Source organism: Endozoicomonas sp. ISHI1 (assembly GCF_024606225.1).
GTDB lineage: Bacteria > Pseudomonadota > Gammaproteobacteria > Pseudomonadales > Endozoicomonadaceae > Endozoicomonas_A.
The window spans coordinates 1-13,202 of sequence record NZ_JAGRPU010000038.1; the positions used below are offsets into that span (position 1 = coordinate 1).

8 protein-coding genes are annotated in these 13,202 nt (G+C 46.4%); 1 reads left to right on the forward strand and 7 read right to left on the reverse strand.

The window, feature by feature from the left end; translation table 11 throughout:
• Positions 1–464: 464 nt before the first annotated feature.
• The 3 genes from KBW69_RS19035 to KBW69_RS19045 all read right to left on the reverse strand — a co-directional run bounded on the left by KBW69_RS19035 (position 465) and on the right by KBW69_RS19045 (position 5,867).
• Positions 465–2,036, reverse strand: coding sequence for a hypothetical protein (locus KBW69_RS19035; RefSeq protein WP_257281893.1), 1,572 nt, complete (start codon positions 2,034–2,036; stop codon positions 465–467).
• A gap of 366 nt (positions 2,037–2,402) precedes the next feature.
• Entirely contained in the window at positions 2,403–3,959 is a 1,557-nt protein-coding gene (locus KBW69_RS19040) for a hypothetical protein (RefSeq protein ID WP_257281894.1), read from the reverse strand.
• 351 nt (positions 3,960–4,310) lie between these two features.
• Positions 4,311–5,867: a hypothetical protein gene (locus KBW69_RS19045; protein WP_257254737.1), complete on the reverse strand. Its 1,557-nt coding sequence runs from the start codon at positions 5,865–5,867 to the stop codon at positions 4,311–4,313.
• Positions 5,868–6,294: 427 nt separating this feature from the next.
• Here KBW69_RS19045 and KBW69_RS19050 point away from each other — a divergent pair, with 427 nt between their 5' ends.
• A complete protein-coding gene (locus KBW69_RS19050; RefSeq protein WP_257281895.1) occupies positions 6,295–8,697 on the forward strand; it encodes a hypothetical protein in 2,403 nt (800 codons plus the stop codon).
• Positions 8,698–8,774: 77 nt separating this feature from the next.
• On the opposite strand, the gene KBW69_RS19055 is transcribed toward KBW69_RS19050, so the two are convergent.
• The 4 genes from KBW69_RS19055 to atpA all read right to left on the reverse strand — a co-directional run bounded on the left by KBW69_RS19055 (position 8,775) and on the right by atpA (position 13,181).
• Positions 8,775–9,200 carry a F0F1 ATP synthase subunit epsilon gene (locus KBW69_RS19055; RefSeq protein ID WP_062260759.1) on the reverse strand — a complete coding sequence of 142 codons (426 nt, stop codon included), beginning with the start codon at positions 9,198–9,200 and terminating at the stop codon, positions 8,775–8,777.
• 103 nt (positions 9,201–9,303) lie between these two features.
• Complete coding sequence (atpD, locus tag KBW69_RS19060) at positions 9,304–10,680, reverse strand: F0F1 ATP synthase subunit beta (protein ID WP_257254739.1); 1,377 nt, start codon at positions 10,678–10,680, stop codon at positions 9,304–9,306.
• Between the two features lie 42 nt (positions 10,681–10,722).
• On the reverse strand, positions 10,723–11,583 hold the full coding sequence (gene atpG, locus KBW69_RS19065) for a F0F1 ATP synthase subunit gamma (RefSeq protein ID WP_257281896.1): 861 nt from the start codon (positions 11,581–11,583) through the stop codon (positions 10,723–10,725).
• A 56-nt stretch (positions 11,584–11,639) separates the two neighbouring features.
• Positions 11,640–13,181 carry a F0F1 ATP synthase subunit alpha gene (gene atpA, locus KBW69_RS19070; RefSeq protein ID WP_257281897.1) on the reverse strand — a complete coding sequence of 514 codons (1,542 nt, stop codon included), beginning with the start codon at positions 13,179–13,181 and terminating at the stop codon, positions 11,640–11,642.
• Positions 13,182–13,202: the final 21 nt, after the last annotated feature.

The following is a 13,202-nucleotide window of genomic DNA, read 5'->3' on the forward strand; positions in this document are numbered from 1 at the left end:
CACACGAATTGTCTGATAATTTGTTAAAGAACTGGATTAAAACGAGAAGGTTTTAACCGGCTGAAGCAGCAGTCAGTGCCGTTCAGCGAGGCGCTCATCTTACCTTGGCGCCGGTCGTTGTCAAGCGATCATTTCAAAAAAAGGAAACAAATAACTTGAAAACATCGCCAAACATTCCACTTACAAAGCTAGAAACATCGTTCAGCGATTTGTGCATAACTGCACCCACCAGAACAACCATCAACAACTTCAATACACAGCTCTTGAAATGACTATCTGGCTACCGAGCCGGTACATCATCAGCCCCGATCGATGAGCGTAGATTACTCTTCAAACCACTCCTCTTGAAAGATCGGATTACACCTATTTTTGTGCAAAAGTTACGTTCAACTCTTGTTGCCCAAGGCTTTCAGAAATATGTTGCCATTTCGTCAGCCCACTTTTTTTGATTTTGACAGGGCTACTCATTTCCTGACTAGAATTTCAAAGGTCTTTGAATCGACTAAAGCGTGAGAGTATCCGCCAGGCGTTGCAAATGATGCTTTACAGACTTTACCCTCCTCAAAATATTTGCCGAAGGTTTTATAACCGTTATTCACAAACCGGCAAAAATAGACCGGTACTTTAGTTATTTTTTGACCAAGGTCTGAAAAGCTGTAACCCGCGATAATAGCCTTCTCAGGCAGATCATCCTCAAAATCCTGCCAACCGATGTCACCATCAACCGAAGGGGTCAGGTAATCAGAAGCGATACTGCCATCCTGGTTGGTTGCGACGAAACCGCTTTTGCCGCTAGTACCAATGTAACTACAATACTTATCTGCTCCCAGCCCAGCCAGTGACCCCAATATAAATTCTTTATAAGGCTTTTTGGGGGAACAAAAGTACTCCTCAACTTCAATGTTGGTTTCTCCTTTAGCTTTTTTTGTCGGCACTCTTTGCCATGTCACAGAAGACTGCTTGCGAGAAATGGCTTTCTGTCGAAAAGGAGCAAAATAGGATGTATTGCCTGTTGGATTGGCCTCAGCTGTCAGGCCTGCGCAGCCATACTCACCACTTTGAGCATCATCGTTGTACCATTCGGTTCCGGGGCTGGCATCGTCTTTACACAAGGTTTCATGACGCAGACTTCCAGACAGCAGCACTGTTGATGCAAAGGGTACCTGAAACCCCTGCCATTCCTGAAATTGGTAGGAGACTTTGCCATAAATAACATTGATCTGATAATAGTTTTTGTCAGTGACCAGAATATCTCTGGGTAACAGCGTTTCATCCCCCAAAGAGGCCAGAAAATAATCTGTTTTTCGACTCGATAACAGGCATCCGCTGACATTATCGGGTGTGTTAGCCAGCATGCCAACCAAGGTACTGGTCTTACCATCAAGCTTGAATTTGACTCGACAGAACCCGGTCAGTTGCTGGTCATTGCAGCGGAACTTTTTGGTTAAAGGTGCTGGCAGTGAGGAAATACAAAGTTGGGTTGCAGACCCGTAGGGATTGGACGGATAGTATGCGGTGTTTAATGGGAATAGTGCTGGTTGGAGGTCACCTTCATCGAGATGCAAGGGGTGGTCATCAATGAAAGTCGCCCTTGCCCAGAGGTACTTCAGCTTTTTCCCGGCATCTGCGTAGTCATCATCACTGAGATTAAAAGGCATCAGATTGTATCGACTGGTAATTGTTTTCTGGTAATCGTTAGTAGCAGGTGTGGTATGTATCAACTCGCTGAAATTGCTTCTGACATTACGACTGACATCGTTCTGCGCCAACGGATAAGCATCAGATTTTTTTTTATCCGCTTTCTCGAGAGCTAAACTGAATAGCGTAGAAAAATGCCCGACCGCGAAACCCGATCCAAAAAAGAACATCGCGCCTCCCAAAGCAGCCAGCACCCAATAAAGACGTTTATCTTTTAATTGTTGTGAATAAGTGTACGTAAGTAACTCGTGGCCTTGCTCTCCAACAATAGCGATAGCATTGTTAGTGATAGCAACAGATAACACCAGCACGGATAAATCCCGTAAAACTCGTTTCATGCCTAAGCTCCTCGGCTGTAATCGCGATGGTATCAGTGTTAAGAGCCCAGAAGTAAACGACCCACAACACTAGAGAAAGTCGAGAGTATAGTGTTTATTTCAACGGCCAATAGTATATAAACGATTTATAAAAGCTGATTCTTATGAAGACTAATGCATTGCATGGGCGCTCATATGTTTAGCAATGTGATAATTAATCGTTTCAGTCAATCTTGATAATTAGAGATATTTAATTAATCAATTCGGACCTTGTAACCCGCCATTTTTAGAGGGGTAGTTTAATAAGTGGCATGTGGTATTTTGCAAGACCCCATTATCACAAGGGAGGCTACCATTTCGACTGCAGCCCCCTTTTAATTAAACCCTTCAGTCTCTGACCAGAATTTCAAAGGTCTTTGAATTGATTAAAGCGTTGGAGTCTCCATTCGGTGTTACAAATGATGTTTTACAAGCTTTGTCCTTATTAAAAAACTGACCGAAGACTCTGAAACCGTTATTTACAAAACGGCAAAAATATTGCGGCACCTTGCTGATTTCTTTGCCAGAACTTGCAAAGCTATAACCGGCAATAATAGCCTTATCAGGCAGATCATTGTCAAAGGCTTCCCAGCGAATATTACCTTCAAAGGTAGGAGTCAAGTAATCAGAAGCGATGCTGCCATCCTGGTTGGTAGCGACGTAGCCAGTTTTTCCTGAAGTACCAATGTATCTGCAATACTTATCCGATCCCAGCCCGGCCAATGAGCCCAGGATAAATTCTTTATACGGTTTTCTGGGGGAGCAAAAGTTTGTCTCAACTTCAGTTTTGATTGCCCCTTTATTCTCTTGTGATGGTATTTCCTGCCATGTTACGAGAGACTGTCTGTTTGCAAGTGACTTCTGTCGTATAGGAACAAAATACGATATTTCACCTGTTGAACTCGCTTCGGCTGTCAGGCCTGAGCATTCATATTCACTTCTAGCCCCGTCGTTGAACCATTGGGTTCCGGGACTAGCATCGTTTTTACACAAGGATTCGTGACGCAGACTTCCAGATAACATTACTGTTGATGCAAAGGGCACCGGATACCCGGGTAGCTCCTGGAACTGGTAGGAGATATTTTTATAAATAACATTGATCTGATAATACCTTCTGTCGGTGATCAGAATTTCTTTGGGTACCAGGGTTTCATCCTCCAGGGAAGCTAGAAAATCATCATTTTTTCGACTTGATAATAGGCAACCACTGACATTATCAGCAGTGTTGGCCAGCATACCAACCAGAGTACTGGTCTTGTCATTAAGCATGAGCTTGACTCGACAGAATCCGGTGAGTTGCTCGTCATTGCAGCGGAACTTTTTGTTGGTTAATGGTGCTGGCAATGAAGAAATACAAAACTGGGGTGCATTCCCGTATGAATAAGACGGATCGTACGCCGTGTTTAATGGAAATAGTGCTGGTTGGAGGCCACCTTCATTATTAAGGTGCGGGGGATGAGTATTAAGAAACGTCGCCCTTGCCCAAAGATATTTCAGCTTTTTGTTAGCGCCGGAATAGTTATCCTCACTGAGATTAAAAGGAGCCAGATTGTAATGATCAATCATTGCTTTCTGATCGTACCCGGGAATCGGTATTCTCTTCATCCGCGTATTAAAATTGCTGCTGATATTACTTTGACTTGATGATAAATCCGTAGAGTTTTCTCTCTCAGCTTCTGTGTCGCCTTCAGCATTAACGTCTGATATATACTTGCTTATACAAACTGCCCACATCGTGACCAGACTCAGTGCACTTGCGAACGCTACATAATCACTACATTCTAATTGTCTTGAATACGATTGTGCAAATTGTCCGTAACTATTCTCCCCGGCAAAAGTTATTCCGTTGTGAGTGACAACAATGGATAACAGCACCGCAGGAAAAATCCCTAAAACTCGTCTCATACTTATACTCCTGTAAAATAACCGCGTTAAGTTCAGAATCCATTAATAAAGACTCCGTAACACTCAAGAAGGCCAGGAGTATAGTATTTATTTAGACGGCCAATAATATTTAAATGATTTATAAAAACTAATTATTATGAAGTATTTTACATTGCGTGGGCATTGAATGTTTAGCAATTTGATAATCAACCGGAATCAACCGATCTTGGTAGATGGAGATGTTTAACTAATCTCTTCATTCCTTGTAGCCCGCCATTTGTTGTAGGCTAGTTTATCGCTGCTACGTTCCATAACCCCACTATCAAAAGGGAGGTTAACATTTCATCTGCAACCTCCTTTTAATTGAGCTCATTATTCCCTGACCAGAATTTCAAAGGTCTTTGAATCAACTAAAGCGTGGGAGTCTCCACTTGGTGTTGCAAATGAAGCTTTACAGACTTTATCCTTCTTAAAATACTTTCCGAAGGTTTTAAAACCGTTATTCACAAAACGGCAAAAATATTCCGGCACCTTGCTGATTTCTTTGCCTGAACTTGCAACGCTATAACCGGCAATAATAGCCTTATCAGGCAGATCATTCTCAAAAGCCTGCCAGCGAATATTACCTTCAACCATAGGAGTCAGGTAATCAGAAGCGATGCTGCCATCATCATTCGTGGCGACGTAGCCACTTTTTCCTGAAGTACCAATGTATCTGCAGTATTTATTGGATCCCTCCCCGGCCAGTGAGCCCAGAATAAATTCTTTATACGGTTTTCTGGGGGAGCAAAAGTATTCCTGAACTTCAGTTTTAATTGCCCCTTTATTCTCTTGTGATGGCACTTTCTGCCATATCACGGAAGATTGTCTGCTTTTATGGGCCTTCTGCCGAACAGGAACAAAGTGAGATATATCGCCCGCCGGGTTTGCTTCGGCTGTCAGGCCTGCGCATCCATACCCACCGCTATGAGCCCCATCGTTGTACCATTCGGTTCCGGGGCTGGCGTCGTTTTTACACAAGCTTTCATGACGCAGGCTTCCAGACAGCATCACTTCTGATGCAAAGGTTACTGGTTGCCCGGGCGATTCCTGAAATCGGTAGGAGACTTTGTCATAAGTAACATTGATCTGATAATACTTTTTGTCAGTGACCAAAATGTCTCTGGGTAGCAAAGTTTCATCCCCCAAAGATTCCAGGAAATAATCTTGTTTTCGACTCGACAAAAGGCATCCGCTGACGTTATCGGGTGTATTGGCCAGCATACCAACCAAGGTACTGGTTTTGCCATTCAACATAAACTTGACTCGACAGAACCCGGTCAGTTGCTGATCATTGCAGCGGAACTTTTTGGTGAAAGGTGCCGGCAATGGAGAAATACAAAATTGGGTTGCAGATCCATAGGGATAAGCCGGATCATAGGCTGTGTTCAATGGAAATAGTGCTGGTTGGAGGTCGGCATTATCAACAAGGTGCAGGGAATTGGTATCAAGGAAAGTCGCTCCTGCCCACAGATACTTCAGCTTTTTCTCTGGATCAACATAGTTATCCTCGCTAATACTAAATGGAACTAGATTGTATTGATCGATAATTGTTTTCTGATACTCCCGGGGAGCCGACGTGGCTTGCAACAGTTCGCTTAAATTACCGCTGACATTACTCTGACGTAATGGGAAATGATCGGGATTTTTTGTCTCTGCTTTCGCGTGGCCTAAAACTTGTATCGAGGAAGCAACCCCGATCATGTAACCTGCTGCAAAAAATAACACACCCGAAGCCGCCAGCGCCTCATAAAGCTTTTTATTTCTTGATTGTTCTGAATACGCGTACGTACGCAATCCGATGCCTTGCTCAACCGCAAAAACTATACCATCGTAAGTGATGAGAATGGACAACAACGATACGGGTAAAGCCCGTAAAACTCGTTTCATACTTTAAGCTCCTTGACGTTGAGATCCTCCCTGACCTAAACAACGAGAATTCCTACAACCAGGCCGTCATACACGACCGCATGTATCACTTACCCAATATCGGGATACGCCTTGTTCGGCAATCTGCCCCAACCCTCGGATTTTTGAAAAACACGAACAGAAAACGGAAGGTATTTTTCTTTTCCTGTCAGGTAGAGTAATCACTAAAAACGCCTGACGGGGAAAAGTTAGCACAGGGCGTTTACTTTGCAAGCCGAGCTTACATCCCCGTTCTCAAATTACGAGATTTTAAGCTGATTCAATAAAAATTAATTCTTATAAAGTTCAACTATAATTGGCAACCTGAAGTAAAATCATAAACAGGCTATTAAGGTACTATGGTTATTAAAAAACTGATGGGCAGCGTTAACAAAAGCTCTACTAATAAGTGTTGCATCAAAAAAAAAGTCAATTTAAAGCACTTGTACTCGCTCTTTTGTATACAGCCTCTCCGGTTCAGGCAGGAAATGAGGAACAGAAGCACTCTTACCAGCTGGTAAGAAAAAAACTGCTGGATATCTATCTGCAGATTAAAAGCGGCCATGATGCTGATTCAGCTAGAAACGTATTGCCTGCAACCTATATTTTTGCCCTGTGGTCGAGATGCAGAGACAATTTTAATTTTTACACTCACGTAAGGGAGGATCTGACAAGGTGTGATTACAATAAAAAAACGTATAACTACCTTGAACTGGAAAAGTCGACCGTACGCTTTGCAACTCAGGCCTCTAACGTGTTAAGCCTTCACGACCTGCTTGAATATGAACCTGAAGATCCCAACGCCACTCCTTCTTTCTGGCATTACGTTGATCGTAGAGACGTTGAAGATAAAACAGATATAACCGGGCTACTTTTTCAGTACTTCACTGAATACCCCGAAAAACTGATACAGCTTCTTAATTCAGACATTATTCATCCGCTGCCCGGTTTTTTTTCAAGACGTGACAATACGTCAGAGCTTTATTCAATGGCTATACAAATAAGGCTTATGCTCCTTAACAATGAGGACTCTGTACCGAAACCGCCAAGCGACTTTCTCCTGGCCTATTCGGTATCACCCGTTTGTGGTCCAATGCAGTCAGATCAGGCAGAAAGTAGCGATCAGGAATCAGAAAAAAAATTGATAGCGTTGACACATCAGGAAGAAGGTTTCGTTGGGAGGCTCGTCGATGCGCTTGGCCTGGGTGAGGATTTCACCCTGGCTGATCTTTTTGAACGTTTATCACAAGAACTCAGTACCACTCATTTCGACAATATGACAACAGCTGACCTGTTAGACATTATTAAACAGAAGCCAGCCAATGCCGAGACCGAATTGGCTGCCTGGGAAATGCATAAATTATCCAGCTCGGTCATTCAACTAAAGGTAGCAGTGTTTGAAATCATAAAATCAACTTACATGGACCCACTTATCCTTCTGCAACGGAGACGGACAAAGAGGTGGATGCAGGACCCGGACCTGGAGTTGGAACGGCAACGGAAATTTGTACGGGAACAGGAGAAAGCCCTGAGACTATTTGTCAACCGGCACATATCAAGTATTTATGCTTTAGTCCGACTTTTACCGGATCACAATGAGACACAGCTGGCTTTTAACCCCCAGGATTTTGTTATGCTGAGTGCAGTCAGCTATTCGGCTCTGAAAAACTCTGCGAACAAATATAAAAACGGGCAAGCCCAACAGCAAGGGCGTAGCACAGAAAACCAAGTCTTCCCTTTTACATCGACACCTGATTTCACAGGTCTCAACGCCGATCATCGCAGCAGGAATGACAGCGAAAAACCCCGGGGATTCTTTATGATCAGCGCGGGTAAAGAAAGACTTCCAGAAGGAATCAAGGAGGTTGTTGTTAACTCTCCAATAACAGCACCTGAGTTGCTTAATGAAGGGGTTGCCAGCCTTGGCACGGACGACCTGAGCATTTCGAAAATGCTGCAAGTGATGTTCAGCATTGGTTTTCTGCGCCCCGGTTACAGTGAGATTGATGTCGTAAACTTCATTGCTGCTTATAGCTACTCTCCCCTGCACACCGCACTCTGGGTATCAATCTTTCATGCGATTGGCATTGGCAACGCAACGGTTCATCCCCATATGCATTACATAGACGGTTATCAAAGAAAATTCATATTTAACCACCTGGCCCGTGAAGATATTGCGAACCGGCTATCAGCTATTCATCAAACACTCAACACGAAGACCACAGATGGGTCTGAATATACCCGGCAACTCAATGAATTTCTCGAACAAAAACAGCTGACATTGGGCGATACTCCCGGCGATGGACACTGTTTTACCCATGCACTGGCACAGCAATTACCCGATTACGATGAAGAAAGCGTCAGGCGTGAGTTACAAAACTATCTTGCCTCCCCCTCAAGCTATCAGGGCTATGTTCCCGAAAGCATTATGTCTTTAGCCCCAGAGCTTTTAGCCCAAATATCATCGGACGGGCCAGAGGGCTGGGTGGATATATCCATGGCTGCCTTCGCTTCTCTGGCATTCGGCAGAAGAGTTGTTGTAATACACCCGCAATTCAACCATAGCCCTGATTTGCAGGTGACCGTATGGAACCAGGGCCAGCCGGAAGAGATTAACCCTGCCGATACACCTCAATATATTGATAATGCGTTGATGTTAGTATTCATCAATACAAACCACTGGACTTATGCCTATCACGAAGATCCGTTCTCCTGGCAACCCAACAACATTAATGCTGACGAATTGACTGATGTTCCATCTCTGGAAAATAACTTAGGGAGCAACGGGCTCCGATTTTTAATGGCACAATAAGAAAGACAAAATACTTCATTTTTTCAGGCAAAAAAAACCCGGAATCAACCGGGTTTTTTTTATAAGACGCAAGTTGCTTATTTACCAAGCTTCTTGCGAATGGCCTGCAGAGTACGGAGCTGGGCAGCAGCTTCAGCCAACTGGGTTGCCGCACGGGAGTAATCAAACTCTCCGCTCTGATTAGTCAGCTCCTGTTCAGCCAGTTTCTTGGCTTCTTCAGCAGCAAGCTCATCCATATCGTCTGCACGCAGGGCCGTGTCAGCCAGAACCTTAACCTGATTAGGCTGCACTTCCAGAAATCCACCTGAGATGTAGAACACTTCTTCTTCACCACCCTGAGTGATCAGGCGGATTGGTCCCGGGTTCAGATCAGTCAGCAGAGGCGCGTGTCCGGGGGCAATACCCAAATCACCCAGAGAACCGGTAGCAATAACCATCTCTACCAGTCCGGAGAAGATCTCCTCCTCGGCGCTAACGATGTCACAGTGAACCGTGATCGCCATTTGTGTCACCTCCTCTTATGTTCACGAATGAACGTTAAACCGGAAATGCAGGAGCCATTTCCGGTGCGGGGTGACGCTCATGAAAAACAGAGCGCCCCGGACATTACATGGACTTGGCTTTCTCGATCGCTTCGTCGATTCCACCGACCATATAGAATGCCTGTTCAGGCAGGTGATCGTATTCACCAGCCAGAATCCCCTTGAAGGCACTGATGGTGTCTTTTAGGGAAACGTACTTACCAGGCGCGCCGGTGAAAACTTCCGCGACAAAGAACGGCTGAGACAGGAAACGCTCAATCTTACGAGCACGGGTTACGGTCTGTTTGTCGGTTTCAGACAGTTCATCCATACCCAGAATCGCAATGATATCTTTCAGCTCTTTATAACGCTGCAATACAGTCTGTACACCACGAGCTACGTCGTAGTGATCCTGACCGATGACCAGAGGATCCAGCTGACGGGAAGTAGAGTCCAGAGGGTCGATCGCAGGGTAGATACCCTTGGAGGCGATGTCACGACTCAAAACGACTGTCGCATCAAGGTGCGAGAAGGTGGTCGCCGGAGACGGGTCAGTCAAGTCATCCGCTGGTACGTATACGGCCTGGATAGAGGTGATGGAACCGGTCTTGGTAGAAGTAATACGCTCCTGCAGGACACCCATCTCTTCCGCCAGAGTTGGCTGGTAACCTACCGCAGAGGGCATACGACCCAGCAGAGCAGAAACTTCAGTACCCGCCAGGGTGTAACGATAGATGTTGTCGATGAACAGCAGTACGTCACGACCTTCGTCACGGAATTTTTCAGCCATAGTCAGGCCGGTCAGGGCAACACGCAGACGGTTTCCCGGTGGCTCATTCATCTGACCGTAAACCAGAGATACCTTGTCGATTACGTTGGAATCGGTCATCTCATGATAGAAGTCGTTGCCCTCACGAGTCCGTTCACCGACACCCGCGAAAACAGAGAAACCGGAGTGCTCGATCGCAATGTTACGGATCAACTCCATCATGTTTACGGTTTTACCAACACCGGCACCACCGAACAGACCGACCTTACCACCTTTCGCAAAAGGGCAGACCAGATCGATAACTTTGATGCCGGTTTCCAGCAATTCGTTAGAAGCGGACTGCTCAGCGTAGCTGGGTGGTTTGCGGTGGATGGACGCACGCTCTTCTTCGCCAATAGGTCCCTTTTCATCAATAGGGTTACCCAGAACGTCCATGATACGACCCAGAGTCTTGGTACCTACAGGCACCTGAATCGGCTCACCAGTGCTAGTCACTGTCAGACCACGGGATACACCTTCGGTGGAACCCATGGCGATAGTACGAACAATACCGTCACCCAGCTGTTGCTGAACTTCCAGTACCAGATCTTTGTCTTCGACGTTCAGAGCATCGTAGACTTTGGGAACACTTTCCCTGGGGAATTCGACGTCAACGACGGCGCCGATGATTTGTAAGATACGACCACTACTCATAGCCTTTCCTCTACCCTTTAATCTTTTATACAGCCGCCCTATTTAAACCGCTGCAGCGCCACTGACGATTTCGGACAGTTCCTGTGTGATTGCAGCCTGACGAGCCTTGTTGTATACCAACTGAAGCTCATCGATCAGATTGCCGGCGTTATCGGTTGCGTTCTTCATTGCAATCATTCGAGCGGCCTGCTCACAGGCGTTATTTTCAACTACTGCCTGGAATACCTGGGATTCGATATACCTGACCAACAGTCCATCCAGCAACTGTTTGGCATCAGGTTCATAAAGATAATCCCAGGGTCTTTTCAGCGACTCATCTTCATCTGGAACCAGAGGCAATAACTGCAGTACCTCGGGAGACTGGGTCATGGTGTTGACGAAGCGGTTGTGAACAACATACAAGCGGTCGATTTCGCCGTTTTCGTACTTGTCCAGCATCACCTTTACACCACCGATCAGATCAGCAATGTTGGGTGAGTCACCAATGTGTGTTGTGGCTGCCACGACGTTACCGCCGTAACTACGGAAAAATCCAACTGCCTTGCTGCCGACCAGGCAAAGATCTATTTCAGCACCCTGATCTTTCCACTGAGACATACTCTCAATGGTTTTCTTGAACAGGTTGATGTTCAGACCTCCACAGAGGCCCCGATCTGTGGAAATGATGATAAAACCAACACGCTTCACCTCACGTTCTGTCATGAAGGTGTGCTTGTACTCGGCATTGGCATGAGCAACATGCCCGACGACATGACGGATACGTTCAGCATAAGGGCGGCTGGTTTCTCTCCGCTCCTGAGCTTTCCGCATCTTACTCGCCGCCACCATTTCCATAGCGCTGGTGATCTTCTGCGTACCTTTTATGGACGATATCTGCGTCCGGATCTCTTTTGCGCCTGCCATTGTGTTTCCTCAGCTACCTTTAACGGCTACCAAGGCAGCCGTCAGCCATGAGCCTGTTACCAGGACTGGGTGGCCTTGAACTTCTCAATAGCCGCTTTGATACCCTCTTCAATTTCACCGTTGTAATCCCCAGATTCATTGATGCGAGCCATCAGCTCACCGAATTCAGAGTTTACAAAGCTCAGCAGGGCAGCTTCAAAGTCCAGGATCTTATTTAACTCAACGCCTTCCAGGTAGCCTTTTTCAGCGGCATAGATGACAACACCCATGTCAGCAACAGACATTGGCGCATACTGTTTCTGCTTCATCAGTTCAGTAACACGCTGACCGTGCTCAAGCTGCTTACGGGTCGCTTCATCGAGGTCAGAAGCAAACTGAGCAAATGCCTGCAGTTCTCGATACTGAGCCAGAGCCAGACGGATACCACCGCCCAGTTTCTTGATGATCTTGGTCTGAGCAGCACCGCCCACACGGGATACAGAAATACCGGCATTCATCGCAGGACGGATGCCCGCATTGAACAGATCGGTTTCCAGGAAGATCTGACCGTCGGTGATAGAGATTACGTTGGTCGGTACGAATGCCGATACGTCACCTGCCTGAGTCTCAATGATAGGCAGAGCCGTCAGGGAACCGGTCTGGCCCTTCACTTTACCATCGGTCAGCTTTTCAACGTGCTCTGCGTTTACACGGGAAGCACGCTCCAGCAGACGGGAGTGCAGATAAAATACGTCACCCGGGTAAGCTTCACGACCCGGTGGACGACGCAGCAACAGGGAGATTTGACGATAGGCCCAAGCCTGTTTGGTCAGATCATCATAAACAATCAGGGCATCTTCACCCAGATCGCGGAAATATTCACCCATTGAGCAACCGGCAAAAGGAGCCAGAAACTGCATGGATGCCGGATCGGAAGCACCCGCAGCCACTACAATGGTATGTTCCATTGCACCGTGCTCTTCCAGTTTGCGTACCACGTTGGCGATAGAAGACTGCTTCTGGCCAATCGCTACGTAGACACACTTTATACCGGTACCTTTCTGGTTGATGATCGCATCGATGGCCAGAGCGGTCTTACCCGTCTGACGGTCACCGATGATCAGCTCACGCTGACCACGACCAACAGGAACCATGGCGTCAACGGACTTGTAACCTGTCTGAATCGGCTCGTCCACAGACTGACGAGCGATAACGCCTGGCGCTACTTTTTCGATAGGAGACGTTTCGGTAGCGTCAACAGCACCTTTGCCGTCGATGGGGTTACCCAGCGCATCAACAACACGTCCCAGTAACTGCCTGCCAACAGGAACTTCAAGAATTCGTCCGGTGCACTGAACAGTCTGGCCTTCAGCCAACTGACCATAGTCACCTAATACAACGGCGCCGACGGAGTCCTGCTCCAGGTTCAACGCCATACCGTACACACCGCCGGGGAACTTGATCATTTCCCCGTACATGACCTCTTGCAGACCGTGTATACGAACAATACCGTCAGTGACACTGACGATGGTGCCCTCATTGCGGGCTTCACTGGACACATCTAGCTGCTCTATGCGGCTCTTGATGATGTCACTGACCTCGGAAGGATTCAGTTGCATAGCTTACCTGCCAAACTCTTT

Excerpts from the sequence above, each read along its gene's own strand:
- KBW69_RS19035 (WP_257281893.1), bottom strand. The coding sequence starts at position 2,036 with ATGAAACGAGTTTTACGGGATTTATCCGTGCTGGTGTTATCTGTTGCT.
- KBW69_RS19040 (WP_257281894.1), bottom strand. The coding sequence starts at position 3,959 with ATGAGACGAGTTTTAGGGATTTTTCCTGCGGTGCTGTTATCCATTGTT.
- atpD (WP_257254739.1), bottom strand. The coding sequence starts at position 10,680 with ATGAGTAGTGGTCGTATCTTACAAATCATCGGCGCCGTCGTTGACGTC.
- atpA (WP_257281897.1), bottom strand. The coding sequence starts at position 13,181 with ATGCAACTGAATCCTTCCGAGGTCAGTGACATCATCAAGAGCCGCATA.
- atpG (WP_257281896.1), bottom strand. The coding sequence starts at position 11,583 with ATGGCAGGCGCAAAAGAGATCCGGACGCAGATATCGTCCATAAAAGGT.
- KBW69_RS19045 (WP_257254737.1), bottom strand. The coding sequence starts at position 5,867 with ATGAAACGAGTTTTACGGGCTTTACCCGTATCGTTGTTGTCCATTCTC.
- KBW69_RS19055 (WP_062260759.1), bottom strand. The coding sequence starts at position 9,200 with ATGGCGATCACGGTTCACTGTGACATCGTTAGCGCCGAGGAGGAGATC.